Genomic DNA, 25743 nt, shown 5'->3' on the forward strand with positions numbered 1-25743 from the left:
CGCAAAGCGGCCCTGCATGGCCCGTCGGGGCAGGCAGAGCCGCAAGGATCAGAATGGCCGCGTCGTCAGCCGTTATTGGCCAGGAGCGACAGCGTACGGATGTTGTCGCTGCCTTCCACATCGACCAGTCGCGTCGGATATTGCGCGGTAAAGCAGGCGTCGCAGAATTGCGGCTGCTCGTTGTCGCGCGCTGCTTCGCCGACAGCGCGGTAAAGCCCGTCGATTGAAAGGAAGCCGAGCGAATCGACGCGGATGAATTCCGCCATCTCTTCCACCGACATGCGCGAGGCCAGAAGTTTGGAAGCTTCCGGCGTGTCCACGCCGTAGAAGCACGAGGCGCGGGTCGGCGGCGAGGCGATGCGCATATGCACCTCTTTCGCCCCCGCGTCGCGCACCATCTGCACGATCTTCTGGCTGGTGGTGCCGCGCACGATCGAGTCATCGACCAGCACGACGCGCTTGCCCTCGATCATCTTGCGGTTGGTGTTGTGCTTCAGCTTCACGCCCATGTGGCGGATCGAATCGCCCGGCGAAATGAAGGTGCGCCCGACATAATGGTTGCGGATGATGCCGAGCTCGAACGGCAGGTTCGCTTCCTGCGCAAAGCCGATGGCCGCCGGGGTGCCGGAATCCGGCACCGGCACGACGATATCCGCATCGACCGGGCTTTCGCGGGCAAGTTCGATCCCGATATTCTTGCGCACGCCATAGACGTTGCGGCCCTCGACGTAAGAGTCGGGGCGGGCAAAATAGACATATTCGAAGATGCAGAAGCGTGGGCTCTGCGGCTCGAACGGGAAGAAGCTGTCGATGCCCTTCGAGGTGATGACCACCATTTCGCCCGGCTTCAGGTCGCGCACGAAGCGCGCGCCGATGATGTCGAGCGCACAGGTTTCCGAAGCCAGGATCCACGCGCCATCGAGATCGCCGAGAACGAGCGGGCGAATGCCCATCGGATCACGGCAACCGATCATCTTCTTGGCGGTCAGCGCGACGAGCGAGAACGCGCCCTCGATCTGTCGCACAGCGTCGATGAAGCGCGAATTGATGTCCTGTTCACGGCTGGTGGCGATCAGGTGCAGGATCGTCTCGGTGTCCGAGGTGGACGTGAAGATCGAGCCCTGCTTCTGCAGCGTGCGCTGCACGGTCATGGCATTGGTCAGGTTGCAGTTATGGGCGACCGCAATGCCGCCGTCCGCGAGTTCGGCAAACAGCGGCTGCACGTTGCGCAGGCCGGTTCCGCCGGTTGTTGCATAGCGTGTGTGGCCAATGGCGCGATGGCCCTTCAGCCGGTCGATCACCGCCTTCTTGGTGAAGGTATCGCCGATGAGGCCGACATGTCGTTCGACATGAAACTGCTGGCCGTCGAAGGAAACGATGCCTGCCGCCTCCTGCCCACGGTGCTGCAGCGCATGCAGCCCCAGCGTCACGATGGCCGCAGCATCCTGCCTACCAAAAATGCCGAAGACGCCGCACTCATCGTGAAAGCGATCATCTTCTGATGAAAACGGGGTATCGTTCGCGTCAGCCATTACGCTACGCCTTTCGCCATGTTTTCAAGTGTTGTTATCGCCAGTTCGTGGCGAAAATCAGTTGTCCCGTGGTTCCGCGCCGGGAGCTTCGCCTGCCGGCGAAATGCGGTTCAGGATAGAATTTTCCGGGTCGTCCGGCAGAATGCTCTCAAGCCAGTTGCCGATTCCTTCCAGCAGCGGAAGCGACTTTGCTTCAGCAATCCATGCGGGCGGGTTTGAGCCGACCAGCCAGGAAAAGAACAGCAGTCCGACGGCCACCACCAGAACGCCACGCGCTGCACCGTAGAGGAAACCCAAAGTGCGGTCGAGCGCGCCGATGCGGCTGTCGATGATGAAGTCCGCGATCTTCATCGTCACGACGGTGACGACGATCAGCGCGATCAGGAAGACGACGCCTGCGGCTGCAACGATCTGCAACTGGGCGTGGTCGACATAGGGCGCGACATAGGGAACGACGAAGGGATAGAAAAAGAACGCTGCCGCCGCCGCCGCCGCCCATGAGGCAATTGACAGAATTTCGCGCGAGAAGCCGCGGACCATCGCCAGTACGGCTGAAACGAGGGCGAACCCGACGAGAATTCCGTCAAGCAGGGTGATAGGCATTCAGGCTTCACTCCAATCGCGCGAGCGTGGCTCGCAAATGTCAGTCGTCCGGGTTTCGCTTCTTTGCGCCCGCAATGCGAACGACCAGATCGGTAAGGGTAGCCGGCTGAAATGTCTTCCGGTTTTTATCGCCGTTCTGCTCATCCGTCGCTGCCGGCATGACTGCCTGTGCAAAACCCAGCTTTTCCGCTTCTTTCAGACGTTGCTGCGCATGAGCAACAGGTCTGATAGCCCCCGAAAGACTGATTTCGCCGAAATAGACGCAATCGGCCGGAAGGGCAAGACCGGTCAGCGAGGAAACGAGTGCAGCCGCAACAGCAAGATCGGCGGCCGGTTCTGAAATCCGATAGCCACCCGCCACGTTGAGGTAGACGTCGTGCTGGGCAAACCGCACGCCGCAATGGGCCTCCAGAACCGCGAGCACCATCGACAATCGCTGCGAGTCCCAGCCGAGAACCGCGCGGCGCGGCGTTCCAAGCGGCGAGGGGGCAACCAGTGCCTGTATCTCGGCCAGCACCGGGCGGGTGCCTTCCATGCCGGCGAACACGGCCGCGCCCGGCGATTTGGCGCTGCGCTCGCCCAAAAACAGTTCTGATGGGTTGGCAACTTCGCGCAACCCTCTGTCCGACATCTCGAAAACCCCGATCTCGTCGGTCGGGCCGAAGCGGTTTTTCACCGTCCGCAGAATGCGATAATGGTGCCCGCCTTCGCCTTCGAAATAGAGCACGCCGTCGACCATGTGTTCGACCACGCGCGGTCCGGCGATCTGGCCTTCCTTGGTGACGTGGCCGACCAGCACCACCGCCGCGCCCGTCGATTTGGCATAGCGGATCATTGCCTGCGCCGAGGCGCGCACCTGCGTCACGGTGCCCGGTGCCGAATCTGCCATGTCCGTCCACAGCGTCTGGATCGAATCGAGGATCACCAGATCGGGGCGCTTGCCCTCCGAGATCGTCGCCAGAATATCCTCGACATTGGTTTCGGCGGCCAGCTCCACCGGCGCTTCCGACGCATTGAGGCGCTGGGCGCGAAGTCTGATCTGCGCCACCGCCTCTTCACCCGAGACATAGACGACGCGGTGTCCGTGCCGTGCCAGCGCGGCCGCCGCTTGCGTCAGCAGGGTCGACTTGCCGATCCCCGGATCGCCGCCGATCAGCAGCGCTGAGCCGCGCACGAATCCGCCACCGGTAGCCCGGTCAAGTTCGCCGATCCCTGAGACGATGCGCGGGGCCTCGTCGATGTCGCCGGACAGCGTGGTCAGCGTCACCGGACGCCCCTTGCGCGAGCTTTTCATGCCCGCCGGGCCGCTGGCGATGCCGCCATGGGTGCCTTCCTCGACGAGCGTGTTCCACTCGCCGCAGGAATCGCACTTGCCTGCCCAGCGTGTATGGGTTGCGCCACAGTTCTGGCACAGGAAAACGGATCGGGCTCTTGCCATCAGGCGCCTATATACCGGCGGTGATAGCGCCGTCCCAAAGAGGTCAGAATTTCGTAGGAGATCGTCCCGGCAGCTTTCGCCACCTCGTCCAGCGGCATGTTGTTGCCGATGAGTTCGATCCAGTCTCCCGCCGTCACTGCATGAGGGCCGAGGTCGGTGACGTCGAACGACGTCAGGTCCATCGTGATCCGTCCCAGCACCGGCACGCGCTTGCCGCCGAGATACCCCGCCGCACCTGGAGAGACAACGCTGCGCAGCGGCACCCCGGCGCTCGACCCGGAACGCAGATAGCCATCCGCGTAGCCGACCGACGCAATGGCAACGATCGTGTCGCGCTCCAGCCGCTGTGCGCCGCCATAGCTGATGGTTTCGCCGCGCCGCGCGGTGCGCACCTGCACCACCCGCGCTTCAGCGGTCACCACCGCCTTCATCGGGTTCGCCATCCCCGACACGGGCGCGCCGCCGTAGAGCGCGATACCGGGACGGGCGAGGTCGAACGCAAATTCGCGCCCCAAAAACATGCCGGCCGAATTTGCCAGACTTGAATCAATGTCGCCGAAAGCGCTCCGAACCGCCTGAAATGATTCGACTTGTCGCTGGTTCATCGGATGCGATGGCTCGTCGCCACAGACCAGATGCGACATCAGCAGTTTTGGCGTGACGGCGCGCGTCAGCGCGTTTTCCTGCGCAAAGGCCAGCGCTTCCTCTGCCCGCAGACCGAGCCGGTTCATGCCGGTATCGACATGAATTGCGCAGGGTCGCGGCGTCTCGCCGTCCCAGCCATAGGCTTCCCAACAGGAGATGTCGCTTTGCGAACCCAGCACCGGGATCAGCCGGTGCGCGGCGTAGGCGGGCGCTGCTTCCGGGCCGAACAGCCCGTTGAGAACGTAGATTTCCGCATCAGGCAACGCCCGCCGCAAGGCGATGCCTTCGTCGGGCAGTGCCACGAAGAAGGTGCGGCATCCCGCGCCCCAAAGCGCCTTGCCGACCTGTGCCGCACCCAGCCCATAGGCGTCGGCCTTCACCACGCCGGCGACCTTTGCCGGCGCGGCCTTGGCGACGAGCAGCCGATAATTGTCCGCCAGCGCGCCAAGGTCGATCGTCAGACGCCCACCGCCAAGCCGCGGATCGGGTCCGCTATGCGCTTCGTCGGGGCTGTAGCGCGTCCAGTCCGTCACGTCACTCGAACCGTTCTGGCAGGCGCTGTTCGTCGGCAAGGTCCGAGAAGCGCGTGTACTGGCCCTCGAACGCAAGTTCGACGGTGCCGGTCGGGCCGTGACGCTGCTTGGCGATGATCACTTCGGCCTTGCCCTTCACGCGCTCGAATTTCAGCCGCCATTCTTCATACTCGGCGGTGCCTTCTTCCGGCTGCTTGCTCTGCATGTAATATTCGTCGCGATACACGAACAGCACTACGTCGGCGTCCTGCTCGATGGAGCCCGATTCACGCAGGTCGGAGAGCTGCGGGCGCTTGTCGTCACGCGATTCGACCTGACGCGACAGCTGTGACAGCGCGATGATCGGCACCGACAATTCCTTGGCCAGCGCCTTCAGGCCGGTGGTGATCTCGGTGATTTCCTGCACGCGGTTCTGCGAGGATTTCGCGCTCGAGCCCTGCATCAGCTGAATATAGTCGATCACCAGCACGTCGAGGCCGCGCTGGCGTTTGAGGCGACGCGAGCGCGCGGCCAGCTGGGCGATGGAGATACCACCGGTAGAGTCGATGAACAGCGGGATCTTCTGCAGCGTCTGCGTGCACACCACCAGCTTTTCGAAATCCGTCTCGGTCATGTCACCGCGACGGATCTTGGAGGAGGGCACTTCCGCCTGCTCGGAGATGATACGTGTCGCCAGCTGTTCCGCCGACATTTCCAGCGAGAAGAACCCGACGACACCGCCATTCTTGGCCTTGAACGAGCCGTCCGCCTGCTGCTCCGGCTCATAGGCGGCGGCAATGTTGAAGGCGATATTGGTGGCCAGCGAGGTCTTGCCCATGCCGGGACGTCCTGCCAGCACGATCAGGTCGGAGGGCTGCAGGCCACCCATGCGCGCATCGAGATCATGCAGCGCGGTGGCGATGCCCGAGAGGTGGCCGTCGCGCATATAGGCGGCGCTGGCCATGTCGATGGCGGTCTTTACCGCGTCGGAAAAGCTCTCGAAGCCGCCGTCATAGCGGCCCGATTCCGCCAGTTCGAACAGGCGGCGTTCGGCGTCCTCGATCTGCGTCTGCGGCGCCATGTCGACCGGCGCGTCATAGGCGACATTGACCATGTCTTCGCCAACGGTGATCAGCGAGCGGCGGGTCGCCAAATCATAGATGGCGCGGCCATAGTCCGAGGCGTTGATGATCGTCACGGCTTCGGCGGCAAGCCGGGCAAGATATTGCGCCACGGTCATGTCGCCGACTTTTTCCTCGGCGGGCAGGAAGGTCTTGATCGTCACCGGATTGGCCATCTTGCCCATCCGGATCAGTTCGCTCAGCACCTCGTAGATGCGCCGGTGCAGCGGTTCGTAGAAGTGAGTCGGCTTCAGGAAGTCCGAGACGCGATAGAACGCGTCATTGTTGACGAGAATCGCGCCCAGCAGCGCCTGTTCCGCTTCGATATTGTTCGGAGCTTCGCGGTAAAGGGGCGTTTCAGCGCTTTGATTCAGTTTGCGGAGTGCTTCAGCCATGCGCGTTCCAGCCTGTAAGGTTGAGCGACCGGATACTGAAAACAATGCCCCGGTTCGGGTTGTCGTCAGTCCTAGACCGGTCAGCACTCGCATTCAAACGGTCATGGCGCTTATCATGCGTCACCTGCACCGCCAGACCCATGATTCACACTCGTCCACAGGCAGTCGGTGACGGGGCACGCTTAATCGTTGACGCGAATCACATGCTATTCTAGGCGCGCGCACCGATTGGAACAAATGAAGAATGCCGACGAGCGGTCAGCCTTACGCGCCGCGTGGCACCATCAGGATGATCCCCGCGCCGACAAGGCAGACAAGCGCGCCCAGAACGTCGAACCGGTCGGGACGGATGCCTTCCGCCGCCCACAGCCAGCCGAGCGACGCGCAGATATAGATGCCGCCATAGGCTGCATAGGCGCGCCCCGCCGCGTCGGTGTCTGCAAGGCTGAGAAGCCAGGCAAACAACGCAAGGCTGAACATGCCGGGGATGAGCCACAGCACGGATTTTCCCAGCCGCCACCACGCCCAGAATGAAAAGCAACCGGCAATTTCTGCAAGCGCGGCGGCGACGAAGATCGGTAGGGTCATGACAGCCTCTGTTGAAGCCGCCATCTTGTTTCTCATGTCGGGAAACGCAAGCGCTTCCCGCCCGCGACCTTTCATGGACCCCTGAGCGTGTGCGGTGCAGCCTCATCCACTGCGCCCGCCCTTGCGCTGCCGCCATCGCGCGCCCGCAGTTTTTCCTCGCATCTGGCGATGTAGTCGCGGGTGATCGGCACCGCGTCATTGCTGCGAGAGAGCTGGATCTGGAACACCATCAGACCCTGCCAGCGAAATGCAGCTTCCGAACCCGCCAGGTAAAAATCCCACATGCGGAAAAAGCGCTCGTCGTAGATTTCCAGCACGCGCTGGCGTTGTTGATGAAAGCGCTGACGCCAGTGTTTCAGCGTCTCGGCATAATGGAGCCGCAAAATCTCGATGTCGTCGACAATCAATCCGGCCTTCTCGATATGTGGCAGCACTTCGGACAGGGCAGGGATATATCCGCCCGGAAAAATGTATTTGCGAATAAAGGCGTTGGTCGCTGTCGGCGGTCCGGCCCGGCCGATCGCATGCAGCACCATCACCCCGTCGGGCTTGAGCAGCGCGCTCACACGCTCGAAAAACGCATGATAATGGTTCACGCCGACATGCTCGAACATGCCGACCGAGACGATCCGGTCGAAGCGCTCCTGCAGGTCGCGATAGTCGCGGATCTCGAAGTGAACCCGGTTCTGCAGCCCTGCCTCATGCGCGCGGTCAGTCGCAACGGCATGTTGTTCCGTCGAGAGGGTAACGCCGAGCACATTGACATCGAAATTTTCCGCGAGATAGAGCGCAAGCCCACCCCAGCCCGAGCCGATGTCGAGCACCTGTTGTCGAGGCTCCAGCCGCAGCTTGGCGGCCACATGCCGGCGCTTGGCCAGCTGCGCTTCTTCCAGCGTCATGTCGGGGCGTTCGAAATAGGCGCAGGAATATTGCAGGTCGTCGTCGAGGAACAGGCGGTAGAACTCGCGCGACAGATCGTAGTGATGCTCGACATTGCGTTTCGCGCGGGCCGCCGTGTTGACCTGTTGCAGGCGCCGCAACGCAACCCGCATGCCTTCGATGGCTTTGGTCCAGGCTGGCTCGACGCCGGCAGGCCCCATATTCGAATAGACGAGTTGCAGCAGGTCGAGAATATCTCCTTCTGCCATCTCCAGTTCGCCGTCCATATAGGCCTGGGGCAGTGAAAGCATCGGGTCGAAGGCGATGGCGCGCTCGGCGTGATGGGTTTTGAGGACGACATGAACAGGCGGCCCGTTGCCGTCGCCAAACTTGTCTGCGGTTCCGTCCGGATCGGTGACCGTGAGATTGCCGGTGCGAATCAGCCGCCCGACAATGCCTTGCAGCACTCTGTTCATGGGCTCACCTCGATATCGCATGTCTCCCGAAAGTGGGAAACGGTTTCGGCATCAAGACATGCGCAACTACAAAACCTGAAGCATGTCTCCCGAAAGTGAGAACCGGTTTCGGCATCAAGACATGCGTCATTACACGAACTCAAAGCGTGTGAAGCGATCCGAACGATCGCGACACGCATCAAATTACGCAGGGTAAGCTACCTCAACTTCGTGTGACCGCCAAGTTTTCTCCCCTGAAACGAAAATACCCGGCTGTTTCCAGCCGGGTATCAATTCTGCAATCACACGGGTGATTACTCGTCTTCGTCGTCGAAGCCGTCTTCGTTTGGATCGAAGAATGCGTCCGGACGGGCGTTCTCGTTGATGTCGTCGCCATAGATGGCTTCTGCCGAATCAAGCTTCTCGCCTGCTGCCTGACGCTCTGCCTCGTCGGCGCTGCGTGCGATGTTCAGGGTGATCGTCACCTGAACTTCCGGGTGCAGCGAGAGTTCGACATTGGTCAGGCCGATGGTCTTGATCGGCTGGTTCAGTTCGACGTGGTTGCGCGAAACCGTGAAGCCTTCGCTTGCAAGGATATCTGCGATGTCGCGGGTCGAAACTGAGCCGTAGAGCTGGCCGGTTTCACCAGCCGAACGAACGACGATGAAGTTCTTGCCGTCGAGGGACTCGGCGACCTTCTCAGCTTCGGACTTGCGCTCAAGGTTACGGGCTTCGAGCTGTGCGCGCTGGCCTTCGAACTTCTTCTTGTTGGCTTCGTTGGCACGCAGTGCCTTGCCCTGAGGAAGAAGGAAGTTGCGTGCGAAGCCGTCCTTGACCTTGACGGTGTCGCCCATCTGGCCGAGGCGTGCGATGCGCTCAAGAAGAATGACGTCCATTGTCTTGCTCCTGTTGGCCTTGTGAGGCCGTTTCATGCAAGGCAGGACTGAATACGGAAACGGTGCCGTTCGCGTTCGCTGTCCTGCCTGTGGCAGTTAGGGTCGTGGACCCAACTCGGATTTTCATGCTCTGCCTATGCGCCGACCGCAAAGGCGAATGCCGGGACGGAAAGCCGTCCCGGCAAGAAGTCTTACTTCACCACGTAGGGCAGCAGACCGAGGAAACGGGCGCGCTTGATCGCCTTGGCGAGTTCACGCTGCTTCTTCTGGCTGACGGCGGTGATGCGCGACGGCACGATCTTGCCGCGCTCGGAAATGTAGCGCTGCAGCAGACGCACGTCCTTGTAGTCGATCTTCGGTGCGTTAGCGCCGGAGAACGGGCAGGTCTTGCGACGGCGGTGGAACGGGCGGCGCGTCGGGATCTGATTAATGTCGACCATTATTCTGCTCCTTCAGCCTGTTCGCGTGGACGACGTGGGCCACGGTCGCCGCGGTCTCCACGATCACGGTCGCCGAAACGCGGACGGTCGCCGAAACGGCCTTCACGCTCGCGATCGTCACGCTTCTGCATCATTGCCGAAGCACCTTCCTCGTGGGCTTCCACGCGGATGGTCATGAAACGCAGGATGTCTTCCGACAGGCCCATCTGACGCTCCATCTCGTGGAGAGCAGCCGCCGGAGCGGTGATGTCCATGAGCGTGTAGTGCGCCTTGCGGTTCTTGTTGATGCGGTAGGTGAGGGACTTCAGTCCCCAGTTCTCGACCCGGCCTACGGAGCCGCCATGCGCTTCGATCACACCCCTGTACTGTTCTACAAGAGCTTCGACCTGCTGCGCCGACAAATCCTGGCGGGCAAGAAACACATGTTCATAAAGAGCCATTGTCTTTGCCTTTCTTCGGTTTCCCTGTCGGCCCCGGCGGCAAAAGCCTCTGCAACTTCTCTTTTCCCAATATGTGGGCGAAGAAAGGAGCGTTCCGAGACGGTCGAGAGCGGAGACACGGGAGGCGGAAAGACCTGCTTTCGCACGCGACGAACAAAGCTGCCCGGCGCGGCCCTCCGTTCAGCCCCCAGCTAGGACCAACAGATTAGGCGCGTCCATAAAGATGTTTGGCGGAAATGGCAAGCTGGACGCGCCAAGAAACCCGAAAACTTCAGCCATTGTCCATCCGAAATCCGTTGTGGACAGATTCCGGGCAGGAATTGTCGTTAAAGTTTGTATCCCCCGGATTATATGGACTTTTTCGCGGACAGCTTGATAGGCTTATACACCTTCTGACTTTATGAGATGCAGAAGCGCGGCGGGAAGGACCGGGTTTGGCGTTGTGCGTCGACTATTGACCGCCAGCGTCGCTTGCGTCAAACGCTGCCCGCAACGAGAGCAGGGAGTATGCCATGTCGATCGCTTTTACGTTTCCGGGGCAGGGCAGCCAGACTGTCGGGATGGGCAAGGATCTTGCCGATGCCTTCCCGGAAGCCCGTGCAGTTTTTGATGAAGTAGATGAGGCACTTGGACAGAAGCTGTCGGCGCTGATGTGGGATGGTCCCGAAGAGCAGCTGACCCTCACCGCCAATGCCCAGCCTGCTCTGATGGCCGTTTCGCTTGCTGCGATTCGAGTTCTGGAGGCGCGTGGCCTCTCGCTCAAGGACAAGGTTTCCTACGTCGCCGGCCATTCGCTCGGGGAATATTCCGCCCTTGCCGCCGCCGGTACTTTTTCCATTGCCGACACGGCCCGTCTCCTGCGAATCCGTGGCAACGCCATGCAGGCCGCGGTGCCGGTCGGTGAAGGCGCGATGGCTGCGATCATCGGGCTTGAGCAGCAAGACGTTGAATTTGCTTGCGAAGAAGCCGGCAAAGGCTCCGTCTGCCAGATCGCCAACGACAATGGCGGCGGGCAATTGGTGATTTCCGGCGCCAAGGCTGCCGTTGAAGAAGCCGCGCGAATCTGCACCGAAAAGGGCGCAAAGCGCGCTTTGATGCTGCCGGTTTCGGCGCCGTTCCATTCTGCGCTGATGCAACCTGCTGCCGAGGCGATGCGTGAAGCGCTCGCAGGAGTTGCAAAGCACGCGCCATCGGTGCCGCTGATCGCCAATGTGGTCGTGCAGCCGATTTCCGATCCGGATGAAATCGCTGCCCGCCTCGTCGAGCAGGTGACCGGCCGTGTGCGCTGGCGCGAGACGGTTGAGTGGTTCGGCGCCAATGGTGTCACCACCCTTTATGAAATCGGTTCGGGCAAGGTATTGTCGGGTCTGGCCCGTCGTATCGACCGTACCATCGCCACGGCCAATATCGGCAATGCTGCGGAAATTGACGCCGCACTCGCTGCTCTGGCCTGATGACCCTACTCCCTTGATAGGGGAGCGCCTTCGACCAACAAGGGGAAGAAGATGTTTGATCTGACTGGCCGCAAGGCCCTCGTTACCGGCGCGACCGGTGGCATTGGCGAGGCCGTAGCGCGCGCCCTTCACGCAGCCGGTGCCGTTGTCGGCATCCACGGCACCCGTGTCGAAAAGCTCGACGCGCTGGCCGCCGATCTTGGCGACCGCGTCAAGGTGCTGCCGGCGGACCTGTCTGACCGCGCCGACGTCAAGGCGCTGGGCCAGAAGGCCGAAGCCGAGCTGGAAGGCGTTGATATCCTTGTCAACAATGCAGGAATCACCCGCGACGGTCTCTTCGTGCGCATGTCGGACGAAGACTGGGATGCGGTACTTGAGATCAATCTCGGCTCGGTTTTCCGGCTGACCCGCGAGTTGACCCACCCGATGATGCGTCGCCGCTTTGGCCGGATCATCAACATCAGCTCTGTCGTCGGAACGACCGGAAATCCAGGCCAGGCCAATTACTGCGCTGCCAAGGCAGGGCTTGTCGGCTTTTCCAAATCGCTGGCGCAAGAGATTGCCTCGCGCAACGTCACCGTCAACTGCGTCGCCCCAGGTTTCATCGAATCGGCCATGACCGACAAGCTGAACGAAAAGCAGAAAGACGCCATCATGGGCGCGATTCCGATGCGCAAGATGGGCACGGGCGCGGATATCGCCGCTTCAGTGGTGTATCTTGCGTCAAATGAAGCAGGTTATGTCACCGGCCAGACGCTGCATGTGAACGGCGGAATGGCGATGATCTGAGGATGGACCGCCCGAAAGTGCTTTTCACCTTGGAGTGCAAGGCATTTTCGTGTAGGTCGCCGCTCCAGGGCATATGAACGCCTTTGGATGGAGCAACGTTACAGGTCGCATCGGAATAGGAACAAAACGGTTAATTCCGGATTGATAGCCACCTGATGCTCCCATCTTTCAGCTTGATTACCGGCAATCGTGCCGCTAACGAAGTCCCACCAACTTTCTGAAGTCGAGGGTTTGCAAATGAGCGATACCGCAGAACGCGTCAAAAAAATCGTTGTAGAGCATCTGGGCGTTGATGCCGAGAAGGTCACCGAGGGCGCGAGCTTCATCGATGATCTCGGTGCAGACAGCCTCGATACCGTCGAGCTGGTCATGGCTTTCGAGGAAGAGTTCGGCGTTGAAATCCCGGACGATGCTGCTGAGACGATCCTGACCGTCGGCGACGCCGTCAAGTACATCGACAAGGCATCGGCCTGATTCCTTCGTCGTACCGCCTTTTCCGATCCAGACAGACCTGAGAGCGCGCGATGAGACGTGTCGTCGTTACCGGCATGGGCCTTCTTTCGCCATTTGGCGTTGGGGTAGATCATGCGTGGAAGGAAATTCTGGCAGGCAAGAGCGCGGCTCGGCGTGTCGATACTTTTGAGGTGGACGATCTTCCTGCGAAGATCGCCCACGTCATTCCTCGCGATGGCGGGGAGAATGCCTTCAATCCTGACGAGTTCATGGAGCCGAAGGAGCAGCGCAAGGTCGGCGATTACATCATTTATGGTGTAGCTGCTGCCGATATGGCGCTTGCGGATGCCGGCTGGCATCCCACCACCACGGAAGACCAGAACGCCACAGGCGTGATGATCGGTTCCGGCATTGGCGGCATCGACGGCATTGCCGAGAACGCCATGATCCTGAAGGAGAAGGGGCCGCGTCGTATCAGCCCGTTCTTCATTCCCGGCAACATCATCAATCTCGTTTCCGGACATGTTTCCATCAAGCACGGCCTCAAGGGTCCGAATCATGCAGTCGTGACCGCGTGTTCGACCGGCGCGCACGCCATTGGCGATGCGGCCCGCCTGATCATGTTCGGCGATGCCGATGTGATGGTCGCAGGTGGTGCAGAAGCGCCGATCACCCGTCTGTCGCTGGCTGGCTTTGCTGCTTGCCGTGCACTGTCTACCGCGCGCAACGACGATCCGCAGAAGGCATCGCGTCCTTATGACCGCGACCGCGACGGCTTCGTCATGGGCGAGGGCGCGGGCGTTGTGGTGCTTGAAGAACTCGAGCACGCAAAAGCGCGTGGCGCAAAGATTTACGCGGAAGTCGTGGGCTATGGCCTTTCAGGCGATGCCTACCACATTACCGCACCATCCGAAGACGGCGATGGCGCACGTCGCTGCATGAGCGCGGCTCTGAAGCGCGCTGGCGTGACACCTGCCGACATCGACTACATCAACGCGCATGGCACCTCGACGATGGCCGACACCATCGAGCTTGGTGCGGTCGAGCGTCTCGTCGGAGATGCCGCCTCGAAGATCTCGATGTCGTCGACCAAGTCGTCGATCGGTCACCTGCTGGGTGCGGCTGGCGCTGCGGAAGCGATCTTCTCGATGCTGGCCATTCGCGACAACATCGTGCCGCCGACGATCAATCTCGACAATCCCGAACGCGAAACCCTGATCGATCTGGTTCCCAACGTTGCGCGCAAGCGTCAGGTCGATGTGGCACTTTCGAACTCGTTCGGTTTTGGTGGCACCAACGCATCGCTTGTGTTCCGCCGCTACGAAGGCTGACGATTTCAGACCAGCATGAGAACGTCGTTTCAGGCGACGTTTTCCGTCAAATCTGTGCTGGACCGGGTCGGACGGTGAAACAGGCTGTGGACTGTCACAGTCTGTTATCCGTAACGGCGTTCAAGGCCGTCGAATTTGTATTAGTCCTTTCGACTATGGTGTTTGCGCTTGGTCGGTCCTGCGACGCTGCGATTTTCGCCATATTCTGGGGTAGTTTCGGTTCGCATGAACCGGGCGTTGGGGTCGAGGAGCGTGAAGCCTGATGACGAGCAATTCTGCGGATCAAGCTGGCGATCAGCCGGGCGCGGCATCCAAGCCTATCGTGGCGAAAACCGCGAGTGAGGCTCTGCGTCCGCAGGCCGGAACACCGCCGCCGCGTCGCTCCAAGCGTTCGCGCAGCCAGTTTGTCGTCTTCCTGAACTTCGTCATGTCGGCGGTCGTTCTCGTGGCCATCGCCGGGTTTGCGGCGGTCTGGTACGGCAAGCATCTTTTCGAAACCCAAGGGCCGCTGCCGACGGCAGACACCGTGATGGTGCGCGACGGCGCTGGCAGCATCGAGATTGCCGAACTGCTTGAGCGCCGTGGCATGATTACCGATGCGCGGGTCTTCCGTCTGGGATTGCGCGCGCATGAAAATGACAGCCGGCTGCGCGCTGGCGAATATGCAATCCCTGCACATGCGTCGATGCGCGACATCATGGACCTGCTGGTCAGCGGCCGATCGATTCTGCATTCGGTGACGATCCCGGAAGGGCTGACGGTGATGCAGGCGCTGAAGCGCATCGAAGAAGCCGAGCACCTTGCGGGTGACATGCCGGCAGAGCCGCTTGAAGAGGGCATGCTGGCTGCCGACACGATCCGTTTCAGCCGAGGGATGCAGCGCCAGGAAGTCATCGCACGACTAAAGGCCGACCAGCAGACGCTCGTCGAGAGCATCTGGGCGCGTCGCTCGCCAGACCTGCCGCTGAAGGATCTCAACGAGTTTGTGACCCTCGCGTCGATTGTCGAGAAGGAGACGGGGCGCGGCGATGAGCGCTCACGTGTTGCCTCGGTGTTCATCAACCGACTGAAAAAGGGCATGCGCCTTCAGTCGGACCCGACGATCGTCTACGGAATTTTCGGTGGGGAGGGAAAGCCGTCGGATCGTCCGATCTATCGCTCTGATATCGACAAGCCGACGCCCTACAACACCTACACGATCAACGGCCTGCCGCCCGGACCAATTGCCATTCCTGGTCGCGCCTCATTGGAGGCGGTCGCCAACCCGTCGAAGACAGATGACCTGTATTTTGTCGCGGACGGGACCGGTGGGCATGTGTTCGCGAAGACGCTGGAAGATCACAATGCGAATGTAGCGCGTTGGCGCCAGATCGAGCGGCAGCGCGCGTCAGCGGCCGGAGAGGCTGCGACGAGCGAGGAGTAGGATACTCCGGGGCTTTTAGGGGACGTTATGGCGTTACAGAGCATGACCGGGTTCGGTCGAGCCGCAGCGGAGCTTTCGGGCGACGCATTTTCGTGGGAACTCAAGTCGGTGAACGGCAAGACGCTGGAAGCACGCCTGCGTCTGCCGCCGGGCTTTGAGCGGCTGGAGCAGGCCGTTCGTCAGGCGATCCAGAAGGCGTTCGCCCGCGGCAATATCCAGGCTTCGCTGACGGTGTCGCGGGGCAGCGCCCAAGCCCAGCCGGTCATCAACGAGACATTGCTGCGCGAGCTGGCGGGACTGGCGAAGAAGCTGGAAAACGAATTTGGCGCGGCGCAGGCGACTGCGGACGGACTTCTCGCGTTGCGCGGAGTGCTGGAGCAGCCCGAGCAATCCGACGATGCCGAGAGCAGGGCGGCGTTCGACAAGGCGATCCTGTCGTTGCTGGACGATGCGCTGGCCAGCCTGAAGCAGGCTCGGTCAAGCGAGGGCGCGGCGCTTGGCGCGCTTCTCGAAACACAGATCGACCAGATCGCCGAACTGACCGCGAAGGCGGAAGCCGACCCATCGCGCGAGCCCGAGGCGATCCGCGCACGTCTGGCTGAACAGGTTCGTCTGCTGCTGGAAACCGGTGCGCCGCTGGATGAAAGCCGCCTGCACATGGAAGCAGCGTTTCTTGCGACCAAGGCAGATATCAGGGAAGAACTCGACCGGTTGCGCACGCATATTGCATCGGCGCGGTCGCTGTTGTTGGCGGGTGGCACCGTCGGGCGAAAGCTCGATTTCCTCTCTCAGGAATTCAATCGTGAATCCAATACATTATGCTCCAAGTCCAACGCAGGGTCGGTGACCGCGCTTGGCCTTGAACTGAAGTCGGTGATCGATCAGTTTCGCGAGCAGGTTCAAAATCTGGAGTAAATCATGGCGGAAAAGCCGCATACCGATCCGATCCTCCGCCGTGGTCTGATGCTTGTCCTGTCGTCGCCCTCCGGCGCCGGAAAGTCGACGATCTCGCGCAATCTGCTGGAAAGCGATGACGGATTCGAGCTGTCGATCAGCGTGACGACGCGCGCGCGACGTGGCAGCGAGATCGACGGACGACACTACCACTTCCGCAGCCGTCGCGAGTTCGAGAGCATGCGCGACAGTGATGAATTACTGGAATGGGCGGAAGTGCACGGCAATTTCTACGCCACGCCGCGCGGCCCCGCCGAAAAGGCGCTGTCGGAAGGGCGCGATATGCTGTTCGACATCGACTGGCAGGGCGCGGAGCAACTGCGCGACAAGATGCGTGCGGACATCGTCTCGATCTTCATCCTGCCGCCGTCGATGAAGGAGCTGAAGGGGCGTCTGCGCCGCCGCGCGGAGGACACCGATGACGTCATCGACGCGCGCCTGCTCAATGCGCGTACCGAGATCGAGCACTGGCGCGATTATGACTATATCGTCATCAACGACGATCTGAATGCAGCGTTCAGAAATGTGAAGGCAATCGTCGACGCAGAGCGCTTGCGGCGTGACCGGCGTCCGGGTCTGTTTGATTTCGTCAGCGGGCTTCTGGACGAAAAGCTCGACTGACCGGCCGGAATTTCAAGGGATGCGTGTCGCCACGCATCCCTTTTCTCGTCAGCCGCGATCGAGCGCGTTGGCCAGAGAGATGAACTCTTCCACCGACAAGGTCTCGGCGCGGCGGGTGCCATCAACACCCGTGGCGGCTAGCAGGCGCTCGCCGCCGATGCCCTTGAGGCTTTGACGCAGCATCTTGCGGCGCTGGCCGAAAGCGGCCTCAGTCACGCGCGCCAGCGTCGTGCCGTCTGCTTCCAGTGGATTTGCCCGCGGTACGATGTGAACGACCGCAGAGGTGACCTTGGGCGGCGGCGTGAATGCCTGCGGCGGAAGCTCGAAGATGATGTGCGATTTGGTGCGCCAGCCCGCCAGAACGCCCAGCCGTCCGTAAGCGTCGTCATCGCGGGTGGCGACGATGCGCTGCGCCACTTCCTTCTGAAACATGAGTGTCATCGACGAGTAGAATGGCGGCCAGTCGGTCACTGTCAGCCAGCGCAGCAGCAATTCCGTGCCGATGTTGTAGGGCAGGTTTGCGACGATCTTGACGTCTTCCGCGCCAGCCGCAAGGGCTGCGAAATCGGTCTTCATCGCGTCGCCCGAGATGACTTCCAGTCGGCCGGGATAGTGTGCAGAGACTTCCGCAAGCGCGTTGAGGCAGCGCTCGTCGCGCTCGATGGCAATGACGCGCTTGGCGTTGTGAGCGAGCAAGGCGCGCGTAAGACCGCCCGGACCGGGGCCGACCTCGATGACTGTGGTGCGCGACAGGTCGCCTGCCGAGCGGGCGATCTTTCCGGTCAGGTTCAGGTCGAGGAGGAAGTTCTGGCCAAGCGACTTGTTCGCGTGCAGGCCGTGCCGCTCGATGACGTCGCGCAGAGGTGGAAGGCCGTCCAGTGTCATGCGCGCTGCGCCTTTGCGTCTGCCATGGCGCGGGCAAGCTTCAGTGCGGCGATCAGGCTGTCTGGCCGCGCAATGCCTTTGCCGGCAATGTCGAAGGCCGTTCCATGGTCGGGGGATGTGCGAATGAAGGGAAGGCCCAACGTGACGTTGACTGCCTCGTCGAATGCAAGGGTTTTGGCCGGGATCAGCGCCTGATCGTGATACATGCAGATCGCAACGTCATAGGAAGCGCGCGCGCGGGCATGAAACATTGTGTCGGCAGGCAGCGGGCCACGCGCGTCGATGCCGAGGCGCTGGAGCGCTTCGACCGCAGGGCGCACGATTGTCTCGTCTTCCATGCCCATCGAGCCACTCTCGCCTGCATGTGGATTGAGCCCGGCAATGGCAAGACGCGGATGGGCGATCCCGAACCTTTCGACCAAATCGCGTGCGGTGATTTCCGCTGTTTCGATAATCAGGTCGCGGGTCAGATGACGGGGGGCGTCGGCTAGAGCGATGTGGATGGTGACAGGCACGGTACGCAGTTCCGGCCCCGCAAGCATCATCACCGGCAGTGCGTTTATTCCGGTCTTCTGCTGCGCGAGGTGTCCGAGAAATTCGGTGTGGCCGGGGAATGCGAAGCCTGCATCGTAGAGCGGCTTCTTGGCGATAGGGCAGGTGACAACCGCGTCGGCAAGGCCTGCGAAGACATCGGCTACCGCGCGCTCGATGGCCTCGATGGTGCCTGCAGCGTTGGACGGGTCCGGTGCACCCGGCTGGTCAACCATCGTGGCTGTGAGAGGGCAAACGGGAAGCGCGGCTTCGAATTGTGCCGCGGCAGATGCGGGATCGACGAGCGCCATGTTCACCAACAGGCCCATTGACCTCGCGCGAGACACGATGAGGTCTGGGGCAGCCAGCAGGTAGAAGGGCGGCACATTGAGATCATGCCGGGCCTGCCAGGCCGCAATGGCAATTTCTGGACCTATCCCGGACGGATCGCCGACAGACAACGCAAGAGGGCGGGACATGACGGACATTTCCTAGGGATGGTTGGCAGGGGCGTCCTTCATCAACGCCCCGCACACAATTATCGACGAACAATATGCGCCTTGGCGCGCAGTTCCTTGGTCAAATTTTCCGACAGCTTGTCGGTCGCTTCGTTGCCTCCGGCAGCGCCCTGCTGCGACTGAAGGACCATCGTCGCAGCGCGGTCGTCCGAAACTTCGCGCGCACTGCAGACGCCGATGAACTCAACGCCGCGCTCGGTCTCGCGCACGCCGGTCGCACCGCCGGATTTCGTCGCCTTGATCTGCTTTGCCCATTCAGGGGGCAGCTCCGGGTCGAGCACGCGTCCAAGGTCACGGACCGTGACATCAAGCAGGCCACGGGCAAATTCGCGTGTCGAATCGCAACTGCGGAACCGTTGACGCATTGCCTCGGCTTCGCGCTTGCGGGTGCCAAGCTTCGAACGGCGCTCGGAGGCGGGGACGACGAAGATGACCTGCTGCAGCATGTATTCCGTCGCGGTCGGCTTGTTGCCGCCCTGCTGCAGCATCTGGCGCACGGCTTCCTGTTCGCTGATCCGACCGCCAGCGCTCGGGCTTGCGCCGGATTTTGATGCAAGCACCTGCGACCAGCTCATCTGTGCGCGGATGAAGTCGCGGAAATGGCCCTTGGTCACGCCCGTCTGGCTCAACACCTGATCCATCTGCGCGGGGCTCATATTGTTGGACTTGGCAAAACGCTCGTAGGCCGCCGCAACCTGATCGTCGGAAATGCGGATTCTCATGCGCTTGACCTCGGCATTTCTGACTGCCTGGTCGATCATTTCCTGCGTGGCGAGTTCCTGAACATTACCGCGGCGGTTCTGCAGGCGCAGAAACGCTGCGCGGCGCTGGATGTCGTAGCTCGTCACGGCTTCGTTGTTGACAACGTAGCGGATCTCGCTCGACTGAGCCGACGCCGTGCCGGCAGTCAGCGGCAGTGCCGTGCCGACCAGCATGAGAGCCAGCGCACAATGACGCAGAACGCCTCTGGCCTTGAGCATCGTACCTATCTCCCTAAATCCTTCGCCTGCCATCATGGGTCACCGGTGCATCGCTTATAGGGCGAAACCGTGACCATATCGGCATCATTTCCGCCAAATCGACTGCCTTATAGGGCTTAACGTAGAGCGGTTGAACCAAATTCGCCAAGCGTTCTCAAAGAAACAGCGAAACCAAATGTCTGCGATTTCTGTGACGGGTTGGTGCGATCGACATATTCGGTCGCTGACAATGTGTAGGCGAAGCAGTCGTCATCGTAAGCGAAACCAATCGATTTCGCGACGACCACGTCACTTTCAAAGTCGTATGTCCCGCCGCCAAAGATACGCCAGTTTTCCGCGACGCGCACGGACGCATTGGCGCGAATTTCGTGCCTGTCCTGTGCGAAGCCGTAGTCCGGCTGCTTTTCGATAAAAGAGTAAGCGCCCGAAACGGTCACCGGAGCCGACGCATAACCAGCGGTGATGTCTGCCCGGCGGATGCCGAGATTTTCTTCGTCGAAACGACCGCCTGCACTGAGTGAGAACCCGTTCGGACTGATGACGCCAACCGAGGCGACGTAGTCTGAGCGGGCGCTTTCCAGGCCTGACTGTGCGCCGACATGAACGAGGTCAGGGGACGTGTAGGGGTTGATTCCAGCAAGGTGGAAGGACTGGCCGGCAACACCATTGGCAGACCAGCCATTGGCAAAGGCAGCCGAGTAGCGAACGCCGAGATTGGCGCGCGTGCCGCCCTCTACCCGATCATAACCGGAGAATTTGTCGCGCTCGAACAGGTTGCTGGCATCGAAGACAAGGCTTTGTGCGTCTTCATTCGGGATGCCGAAGCGGGTCGAATGTGCGGCATCAGGGCGTACAAACAGCTGCCCCATCGGCTCGATGACATGCGTCGAGTTCTCCGTCGTGATCAGGATGGGCCAGCGGGCCTCAAGCCCTGCGGTTGCCATCGGACGGTAATAGGACGACTGGATGTCGGTGCCGTAGCTGTTGAAAGCCGCAACGCTGCCGATGGCAGCTTGCGAGCCACCTCGGTAGTCGACGCCGATTGCATCGCCCCGCGCGTGAAGCAGCGGCGTGAGCATCAATCCACCGGGCGTCACGAAAGAGCGCTTCCATTCTGCTTCGGCGGTGAGACGGGCTGAAGTTCCGTGAATACCCCTCAGCGCAGCTTGCGGGTGGCCAGCACCGGCAAACGTCCTGTAGTCAAGCGCATCACGCATCACGCCCTGCGCGTTGACATTGATCTTCAGCTCCCCGCCAGCGACGGAATTCTGAGGTGTCAACGAATAGTCGAAAGACGGCAGCACCCAGGGCTGCACTTCGTGGCGATCATTGGGATGAGCTTCCTGAACCGCGAAACGATGGAAGCGCAGGTCGAAATAGTTCCGATCGTTCAGACCGGTGAGGTACACCGTGTCGGTACGGTTGGTGTCTTCAAACCCGTCAATACCGTAACGATGCGCGAACACCTTGTCGCTCTGCACCAGCACGTCCCAGCCGAATGACCAGCGTGGATTGATCTGGAATTTGCCCTTCGAGCCGACCATGCCACGCTCGCGCTTGCCGTCAGGCCAGCCCGAGGTGCCCGGATTTTGCTGGCTGATGCCTGCGATGGTGAGGGAGTACTCGCCATTGTCGAAACGCTGCCGCCATTCGGCCTCGGCAAGGAAACCCTGCTTGGTCAGGCCGGTCGGCTTGAAGGTGATGTCGTAGCTCGGAGAGAGCGCCCAGTAATAGGGGACCGTGACGCCATAGCCGAGTTCGCTGGAGGATCGGAATGACGGCGCGAGAAAACCGGATTTCTGTTTGACTGTCGGGTCAGCGATCTCGAAGGCTGGCAGAAATGCCAGCGGGCTGCCGAAAAACTCGAAGCGGGCGCGCTCGAAGCGAACGGTCTTCGTCTTGCCGTTCCAAATGATCTTCTGCGCCTTGATCTGCCACAGCGGCGGCTTGTCGGGACGTTCCGCGCAAGGTTCGCAGGCGGTGTAGACGCCCTGATTGAAAGTGGTCAGTTCGCCATTGGCCCGCTCGGCGCTGTCGGCGGCGAAATAGGTCTTGTCTGCGGTTTCCACACGCAGACTGCGCACAAAAGCGTCGCGGAAATCGTCGGTGACATCAATCTGGTCGGAATAGATGCGGGTGCCGCTGGGATCGACGATCTCGACTCCGCCAGAAGCGATCAGCCGCGACGTAGCGCGGTCGTAGGCGACGCGCTGGGCGACGAGGCGGTTGCCGTCGTAGTCGATCTGGACGCCGCCGACTGCGGTGATGGTATTGCGATCATTGTCATAGATGACGGTGTCGGCTTCCAGCAACATTTCGGCATCGTCGCTGACATTCACTCCCGCTGGAAGTGACTGGGCAAGCACCGATTGCGATGGCGCGATGCAGGCAAGAATCAATGCCAGTCCCGTCGCACCCAAAAGGCGCAACGTTCTGATGGACTTGCCGCTATATGCTCGTGCGCCCCTCACTAACCGTCCTCTTTATACAACAAGAAGGTCACCCCGATAAACGCCGCCACCAGCACTGGAAACCATGCCGCCGCAACAGGCGGAACGAAACCGGCGCTTCCAAACGCCTTGACCAGAACGGATACGACATAAAGCAGAAACCCTGCCACGACGCCACCCAGAATAATCGTCAGGGATTGCCCCATCCTTGCGAAACGCATCGAAACGGTCGCTGCGATGAGAGTCATGGCCGCCAAAAGTGCAGGAAGTGCCAGAAGTGAATGAAATTGCATCGAAAATGCATCGGCGCTGAGCCCAAATGAGCGTGCCGCTGCAATCTTGCGAGGCAGTTCGTGGAAGGGAATCAGTTCCGGGATCACAAACTGCTCCTCGATGAAGAGCGGATCGAGGGTCGATTCGATTTCCATGGTCGGCGCAGGCACCGGCGCTTCGCCCGCCTTGTAGGTGACAGCCTCTGTCAGATGCCAGTTCCCGTCCTCCAGCAGCGCCTGGCGGGCGTCCACCCGGTCAACGATCTTTCCGTCTAGGCCGATGCGGATGAAAACGGCATCGCTGAGGAGACGTCCGCGTTCGGCAGTGCTGGCAGCGCCGATGATGGTGACGCCTTCCGCGGTACGCTGGCGCAGCCACGGGACAGTGCTCGTGGTGCTGCGCGCCGAAGATGCCCCGGAGAACATCGCTTCGATGGATTGCGACTTGTCGAGCGCGAAGGCGGCGAGTGCATTGAAGCCCGTCGCCCCGATGGCACCAACCAGAATTGCAACCGCACAGAGCGGCGCGAGAAACTGCCACGCAGAAACACCCGCCGCGCGCGTGACGACCAGTTCGTAGCGGCGGTTGAGCGACGTCAGGGTTGCCATGGCGGCAAAGAGAATGACGAAGGGGATGGCCATTTGCAGGATCGAGGGAACCCGCAGCAGCGACGCCAGCAATGCGAGGGGCGTGCTGTAGCCATCCAGGCTGGAGGTTCGGCGCGAAAACTCGACGAAATCGACCAGATAGGACATGACCATGATGCCGAGCAGGAACTGGCCGACCATCACCAGATTGCGGCGGAAGAAGTAGAAGAACAGTGTGCGCCCGATCATTTCCCGCCTTCCTTTGCCAGAGGACGGCGAAGAATGCGCATGATGGTCCTGTTGATCGCATCAGTCGCGTTCGAGATGCGGTCAAGCCAGTGTTGGGGAAGGCTCATGCGCTTGCCGCTGGCCAGCAGGGCACAGAAAAAGATCAGGCTGGCGACAGGCACTGCGTAGGGCAAGACCCCCAGCATCGCCGAGTTGCCGGACTGTTCCACGACGAAGAAGCCGGTTCCGCGAACGGCCAGCGCAGCACCCGCCGCGCCCATCAGGCTCCAGACGCGCTCCTGACGATTGGAGCGTGCGCCGGCGGAAAAATAGAGCGCGATGGGGACCAGCGCCAAAGGATAGAGCCAGTCTGACAGGCGCCGGTGCAGTTCGCTCTTGATCTGGCGAGGTTGCCAGGCGCTCGCCGCTCCATTGGGCGCCGGATCGAGCAGATCGCTGAGGGGCATTTCCTTCGGCTGGTAGGCGTTGCCGCCAGCTGCGGACGTGAACTGGGTCAGGTCGATGGCATAGGCGGCATAGGAAATGATGGACACCTCACCGGTGCGCGCATTGCTGCGGTGGACTTCGCCGTCCTGAAGAACCAGCAGTTTCGTGTCGCCATAATCGGTGATGGAGCCGCGTTGCGCATAGTAGAGCAACTCGCTCTCCGGATCGCGCAGATCGGAAATGAAGATGCTTTCGAAGGTGCCACCCGGCAATTGGCCGCCGATTTGCAGGTAAAGATTGTCGTCGAGGCGAAGGAACGCTTCCGAGCGCACGGCCATGCCGATCATGTCGGTGCGGACCTGGGTGATGATGTCGCGAAGCTGGCGGTTGGCGGCCGGCTCGATCACGAGTGAGTTGAACAGCGACAGCAACGACGCAACGACAGCCAGCATCATGACCGGCTTGATCGCAACGCTGCGGGAAACGCCGGCGGCTTCGAGGACGACGATTTCTGAATCAGCGTGCATCTGATTGAGCGCGTTCGAAACGCCGATCACCAGCGCGAAGGGCAGGACGATGCCCGTCACCATAGGCACCAGCATTGCCGCCATCGTCATGAACGTGCGGATTGCCTCACCGGAATTGGTGACGACGTTGACGAAAATCAGCACCTGCGTGATCAGCACGATTGTCACCAGTGAAACCAGTGTCGTGAGTGTGATCAGCACCACTCGATTCAGGATGTAACGCTCTGCAATGCCCATTACGCGGCTATGCCTGTCCGTCTTCACGGCCCATGCCGCCCAATTTCGATAGTAGAGGCAGCGTAGCTAACAATATCCCAACGCTCAAGGTTAACGAGAGGTTGATGCGGTTTCGGTGCCACCCAGCCCAAATGCTCTTGCAAGCGTCGCAAGCACGGCAAAAGTGGCGACTGAGGCCATGGCTGCGATGACGGCATCCGAAAAATAGTGTCCGCCAAACGCGACGCGCAGGCTTCCGGCTATGGTCGCCATCACCAGCGCCACCCCCAGCGCCCTCGCACGCCATTGTGGCGGGAAGAGTGCGGCCAGGCCCACAAGCCAGAATGCCGCTGAACTCTCGCCGGAGATGAACGAGCAGTTGCTTGCACAAAAATCGGTGAACTCGCCTGCACGCACGAAGGGAAGCGAGCCGCCGAAGAGGTCGGTCTGTTCAGGACGTGGGCGACCCGAATAGCTTTTGAGCCACAGATTGACGATGAAAAGCGAGTTCACGATCAGCGCGGCAAGCGCGACATAGATGCCGGCGGCAAGGCGCTGAAGCGACTTGTCGCGGCGCAGCGAAATCGACACGGCGGTGAGCAGCAGGAGCACGGCAATGACAATCGGCATCTGGTGGAAGAAGTCGCGGATGTCATTCAGCGTCGTGTCGGAGAGTGCGGGGAAAGTCCCGCATATCGTTTTGGCGACATCGGGAGCGCAGGGTTCCTGTCTGAAAAACAGGCTGCTGACCGCGATATCGATCGCGGGAACCAGATAGAACAGAGCGGTGAGCAGGAGCGTTGCAGCCACCAGCACGATTGCGACACGCGGCCGTGAGAATGGGTCGAGGAACTCAACGGCCTTCCCCGAATGTGAATATGGTCGTTCTTCCGCGGTCAAAGCAGATCTTCTCCTGCAACGTTTCGGGCTCTTGCCAGGGCTCACCCAGATGCCGAATTCGCTTGGGCCAACCCATAGCGATCACCTGATGAGGCAGTCCGCAACTGGGCATACACAGGCTGCCAGCGAAAGCGAAGCGGTTTTCATCCGGCGATACCGGTCTTGTCAAACAAGTCAAAAGGCCCACAATCAGGCTTCTCAATTCCTACCCAACCCGAATCATCGACGTCTC

Annotated in this window: 24 protein-coding genes; 7 read left to right on the top strand and 17 right to left on the bottom strand. The window is 61.0% G+C overall.

Annotation, left to right across the window (positions count from 1 at the left end; genetic code table 11):
- Positions 1-65: 65 nt before the first annotated feature.
- From purF to rpsF, 10 genes are all read right to left on the bottom strand, one after another.
- Positions 66-1532 carry an amidophosphoribosyltransferase gene (gene purF / locus BMZ42_RS09740; protein ID WP_091521614.1) on the bottom strand — a complete coding sequence of 489 codons (1467 nt, stop codon included), beginning with the start codon at positions 1530-1532 and terminating at the stop codon, positions 66-68.
- A gap of 57 nt (positions 1533-1589) precedes the next feature.
- Positions 1590-2135, bottom strand: coding sequence for a CvpA family protein (locus BMZ42_RS09745; RefSeq protein WP_091521616.1), 546 nt, complete (start codon positions 2133-2135; stop codon positions 1590-1592).
- 40 nt (positions 2136-2175) lie between these two features.
- Complete coding sequence (gene radA / locus BMZ42_RS09750) at positions 2176-3573, bottom strand: DNA repair protein RadA (RefSeq protein WP_091521619.1); 1398 nt, start codon at positions 3571-3573, stop codon at positions 2176-2178.
- On the bottom strand, positions 3573-4679 hold the full coding sequence (alr, locus tag BMZ42_RS09755; protein WP_244523225.1) for an alanine racemase: 1107 nt from the start codon (positions 4677-4679) through the stop codon (positions 3573-3575). The genes radA and alr overlap by 1 nt, the downstream gene beginning before the upstream one ends.
- A gap of 73 nt (positions 4680-4752) precedes the next feature.
- The gene (locus tag BMZ42_RS09760) at positions 4753-6246 is read right to left on the bottom strand and encodes a replicative DNA helicase (RefSeq protein ID WP_091521624.1); all 1494 of its coding nucleotides are present in this window, start codon (positions 6244-6246) and stop codon (positions 4753-4755) included.
- 264 nt (positions 6247-6510) lie between these two features.
- The gene (locus BMZ42_RS09765) at positions 6511-6834 is read right to left on the bottom strand and encodes a YnfA family protein (protein WP_091521856.1); all 324 of its coding nucleotides are present in this window, start codon (positions 6832-6834) and stop codon (positions 6511-6513) included.
- Between the two features lie 71 nt (positions 6835-6905).
- On the bottom strand, positions 6906-8189 hold the full coding sequence (locus tag BMZ42_RS09770; RefSeq protein ID WP_091521627.1) for an SAM-dependent methyltransferase: 1284 nt from the start codon (positions 8187-8189) through the stop codon (positions 6906-6908).
- A gap of 293 nt (positions 8190-8482) precedes the next feature.
- Positions 8483-9064, bottom strand: coding sequence for a 50S ribosomal protein L9 (rplI, locus tag BMZ42_RS09775; RefSeq protein WP_091521629.1), 582 nt, complete (start codon positions 9062-9064; stop codon positions 8483-8485).
- Positions 9065-9255: 191 nt separating this feature from the next.
- Entirely contained in the window at positions 9256-9504 is a 249-nt protein-coding gene (rpsR, locus tag BMZ42_RS09780; protein ID WP_019170551.1) for a 30S ribosomal protein S18, read from the bottom strand.
- Positions 9504-9944: a 30S ribosomal protein S6 gene (rpsF, locus tag BMZ42_RS09785; protein ID WP_091521632.1), complete on the bottom strand. Its 441-nt coding sequence runs from the start codon at positions 9942-9944 to the stop codon at positions 9504-9506. The genes rpsR and rpsF overlap by 1 nt, the downstream gene beginning before the upstream one ends.
- Before the next feature lie 512 nt (positions 9945-10456).
- Between rpsF and fabD the strand changes: the two genes are divergently transcribed.
- The 7 genes from fabD (at position 10457) to gmk (ending at position 16969) form a co-directional block, all read left to right on the top strand.
- Positions 10457-11398, top strand: coding sequence for an ACP S-malonyltransferase (fabD, locus tag BMZ42_RS09790; RefSeq protein ID WP_091521634.1), 942 nt, complete (start codon positions 10457-10459; stop codon positions 11396-11398).
- 51 nt (positions 11399-11449) lie between these two features.
- Entirely contained in the window at positions 11450-12187 is a 738-nt protein-coding gene (fabG, locus tag BMZ42_RS09795) for a 3-oxoacyl-[acyl-carrier-protein] reductase (RefSeq protein WP_091521636.1), read from the top strand.
- Between the two features lie 237 nt (positions 12188-12424).
- Positions 12425-12661, top strand: coding sequence for an acyl carrier protein (locus BMZ42_RS09800; protein WP_091521638.1), 237 nt, complete (start codon positions 12425-12427; stop codon positions 12659-12661).
- A 50-nt stretch (positions 12662-12711) separates the two neighbouring features.
- On the top strand, positions 12712-13971 hold the full coding sequence (gene fabF / locus BMZ42_RS09805) for a beta-ketoacyl-ACP synthase II (RefSeq protein WP_091521641.1): 1260 nt from the start codon (positions 12712-12714) through the stop codon (positions 13969-13971).
- 262 nt (positions 13972-14233) lie between these two features.
- Complete coding sequence (mltG, locus tag BMZ42_RS09810) at positions 14234-15394, top strand: endolytic transglycosylase MltG (protein ID WP_091521644.1); 1161 nt, start codon at positions 14234-14236, stop codon at positions 15392-15394.
- 27 nt (positions 15395-15421) lie between these two features.
- Positions 15422-16309: a YicC/YloC family endoribonuclease gene (locus BMZ42_RS09815; RefSeq protein ID WP_091521646.1), complete on the top strand. Its 888-nt coding sequence runs from the start codon at positions 15422-15424 to the stop codon at positions 16307-16309.
- 3 nt (positions 16310-16312) lie between these two features.
- On the top strand, positions 16313-16969 hold the full coding sequence (gene gmk, locus BMZ42_RS09820) for a guanylate kinase (RefSeq protein ID WP_091521648.1): 657 nt from the start codon (positions 16313-16315) through the stop codon (positions 16967-16969).
- A gap of 48 nt (positions 16970-17017) precedes the next feature.
- Here gmk and rsmA read toward each other — a convergent pair whose 3' ends face one another.
- The 7 genes from rsmA to BMZ42_RS09855 all read right to left on the bottom strand — a co-directional run bounded on the left by rsmA (position 17018) and on the right by BMZ42_RS09855 (position 25511).
- Complete coding sequence (rsmA, locus tag BMZ42_RS09825) at positions 17018-17854, bottom strand: 16S rRNA (adenine(1518)-N(6)/adenine(1519)-N(6))-dimethyltransferase RsmA (protein ID WP_091521652.1); 837 nt, start codon at positions 17852-17854, stop codon at positions 17018-17020.
- Positions 17851-18864: a 4-hydroxythreonine-4-phosphate dehydrogenase PdxA gene (pdxA, locus tag BMZ42_RS09830; RefSeq protein ID WP_244523222.1), complete on the bottom strand. Its 1014-nt coding sequence runs from the start codon at positions 18862-18864 to the stop codon at positions 17851-17853. Before pdxA ends, rsmA begins: the two co-directional genes overlap by 4 nt.
- A 59-nt stretch (positions 18865-18923) precedes the next feature.
- Positions 18924-19883, bottom strand: a complete 960-nt coding sequence (locus tag BMZ42_RS09835) for a peptidylprolyl isomerase (RefSeq protein WP_091521657.1) — start codon at positions 19881-19883, stop codon at positions 18924-18926.
- Between the two features lie 116 nt (positions 19884-19999).
- Positions 20000-22354, bottom strand: a complete 2355-nt coding sequence (locus BMZ42_RS09840) for an LPS-assembly protein LptD (RefSeq protein ID WP_420492459.1) — start codon at positions 22352-22354, stop codon at positions 20000-20002.
- Positions 22354-23442 carry an LPS export ABC transporter permease LptG gene (gene lptG, locus BMZ42_RS09845; RefSeq protein ID WP_091521662.1) on the bottom strand — a complete coding sequence of 363 codons (1089 nt, stop codon included), beginning with the start codon at positions 23440-23442 and terminating at the stop codon, positions 22354-22356. Before lptG ends, BMZ42_RS09840 begins: the two co-directional genes overlap by 1 nt.
- Positions 23439-24632 (bottom strand): LptF/LptG family permease, encoded by a 1194-nt coding sequence (locus BMZ42_RS09850; protein ID WP_091521665.1) that lies wholly within the window; start codon positions 24630-24632, stop codon positions 23439-23441. Before BMZ42_RS09850 ends, lptG begins: the two co-directional genes overlap by 4 nt.
- Before the next feature lie 90 nt (positions 24633-24722).
- Entirely contained in the window at positions 24723-25511 is a 789-nt protein-coding gene (locus BMZ42_RS09855) for a phosphatase PAP2 family protein (RefSeq protein WP_091521666.1), read from the bottom strand.
- Between the last annotated feature and the right edge of the window lie 232 nt (positions 25512-25743).

Source organism: Aquamicrobium aerolatum DSM 21857, from assembly GCF_900113935.1.
GTDB classification, from domain to species: Bacteria; Pseudomonadota; Alphaproteobacteria; order Rhizobiales; family Rhizobiaceae; genus Aerobium; species Aerobium aerolatum.

What these genes read in the sequence shown, in the direction of transcription:
- purF (WP_091521614.1), bottom strand. Translation starts at nt 1,532, where the DNA reads ATGGCTGACGCGAACGATACCCCGTTTTCATCAGAAGATGATCGCTTT.
- BMZ42_RS09745 (WP_091521616.1), bottom strand. Translation starts at nt 2,135, where the DNA reads ATGCCTATCACCCTGCTTGACGGAATTCTCGTCGGGTTCGCCCTCGTT.
- radA (WP_091521619.1), bottom strand. Translation starts at nt 3,573, where the DNA reads ATGGCAAGAGCCCGATCCGTTTTCCTGTGCCAGAACTGTGGCGCAACC.
- BMZ42_RS09760 (WP_091521624.1), bottom strand. Translation starts at nt 6,246, where the DNA reads ATGGCTGAAGCACTCCGCAAACTGAATCAAAGCGCTGAAACGCCCCTT.
- BMZ42_RS09765 (WP_091521856.1), bottom strand. Translation starts at nt 6,834, where the DNA reads ATGACCCTACCGATCTTCGTCGCCGCCGCGCTTGCAGAAATTGCCGGT.
- BMZ42_RS09770 (WP_091521627.1), bottom strand. Translation starts at nt 8,189, where the DNA reads ATGAACAGAGTGCTGCAAGGCATTGTCGGGCGGCTGATTCGCACCGGC.
- rplI (WP_091521629.1), bottom strand. Translation starts at nt 9,064, where the DNA reads ATGGACGTCATTCTTCTTGAGCGCATCGCACGCCTCGGCCAGATGGGC.
- rpsR (WP_019170551.1), bottom strand. Translation starts at nt 9,504, where the DNA reads ATGGTCGACATTAATCAGATCCCGACGCGCCGCCCGTTCCACCGCCGT.
- rpsF (WP_091521632.1), bottom strand. Translation starts at nt 9,944, where the DNA reads ATGGCTCTTTATGAACATGTGTTTCTTGCCCGCCAGGATTTGTCGGCG.
- fabD (WP_091521634.1), top strand. Translation starts at nt 10,457, where the DNA reads ATGTCGATCGCTTTTACGTTTCCGGGGCAGGGCAGCCAGACTGTCGGG.
- fabG (WP_091521636.1), top strand. Translation starts at nt 11,450, where the DNA reads ATGTTTGATCTGACTGGCCGCAAGGCCCTCGTTACCGGCGCGACCGGT.
- BMZ42_RS09800 (WP_091521638.1), top strand. Translation starts at nt 12,425, where the DNA reads ATGAGCGATACCGCAGAACGCGTCAAAAAAATCGTTGTAGAGCATCTG.
- fabF (WP_091521641.1), top strand. Translation starts at nt 12,712, where the DNA reads ATGAGACGTGTCGTCGTTACCGGCATGGGCCTTCTTTCGCCATTTGGC.
- mltG (WP_091521644.1), top strand. Translation starts at nt 14,234, where the DNA reads ATGACGAGCAATTCTGCGGATCAAGCTGGCGATCAGCCGGGCGCGGCA.
- BMZ42_RS09815 (WP_091521646.1), top strand. Translation starts at nt 15,422, where the DNA reads ATGGCGTTACAGAGCATGACCGGGTTCGGTCGAGCCGCAGCGGAGCTT.
- gmk (WP_091521648.1), top strand. Translation starts at nt 16,313, where the DNA reads ATGGCGGAAAAGCCGCATACCGATCCGATCCTCCGCCGTGGTCTGATG.
- rsmA (WP_091521652.1), bottom strand. Translation starts at nt 17,854, where the DNA reads ATGACACTGGACGGCCTTCCACCTCTGCGCGACGTCATCGAGCGGCAC.
- pdxA (WP_244523222.1), bottom strand. Translation starts at nt 18,864, where the DNA reads ATGTCCCGCCCTCTTGCGTTGTCTGTCGGCGATCCGTCCGGGATAGGT.
- BMZ42_RS09835 (WP_091521657.1), bottom strand. Translation starts at nt 19,883, where the DNA reads ATGCTCAAGGCCAGAGGCGTTCTGCGTCATTGTGCGCTGGCTCTCATG.
- lptG (WP_091521662.1), bottom strand. Translation starts at nt 23,442, where the DNA reads ATGATCGGGCGCACACTGTTCTTCTACTTCTTCCGCCGCAATCTGGTG.
- BMZ42_RS09850 (WP_091521665.1), bottom strand. Translation starts at nt 24,632, where the DNA reads ATGGGCATTGCAGAGCGTTACATCCTGAATCGAGTGGTGCTGATCACA.